2 tRNA genes are annotated in these 274 nt (G+C 49.3%); both read right to left on the reverse strand.

What is annotated here, in order from left to right:
• Positions 1 to 50 precede the first annotated feature (50 nt).
• A tRNA-Met gene (locus tag AB4493_RS21265) sits at positions 51 to 127 on the reverse strand.
• Between the two features lie 70 nt (positions 128 to 197).
• A tRNA-Gly gene (locus AB4493_RS21270) sits at positions 198 to 273 on the reverse strand.
• Position 274 lies beyond the last annotated feature (1 nt).

The following is a 274-nucleotide window of genomic DNA, read 5'->3' on the forward strand; positions in this document are numbered from 1 at the left end:
AACTGAGCTAGTATCGCATAAGTTAACCGCTATCGCGCTTAACTGTAATGTGGTTGCGGGAGCCGGATTTGAACCGACGACCTTCGGGTTATGAGCCCGACGAGCTACCAAACTGCTCCATCCCGCGTCCGGATGCATTGTTTAAGACAATGAGACTAAACCATTTTCATCTTCAGCATAAAGCGTGAGAGAGAATTTGGAGCGATACATCGGGTTCGAACCGATGACCTCAACCTTGGCAAGGTTGCGCTCTACCAACTGAGCTAGTATCGCA

It is taken from the genome of Vibrio sp. 10N.222.55.A1 (genome assembly GCF_041473835.1).
In the GTDB taxonomy this organism is placed as follows: Bacteria; Pseudomonadota; Gammaproteobacteria; order Enterobacterales; family Vibrionaceae; genus Vibrio; species Vibrio crassostreae_C.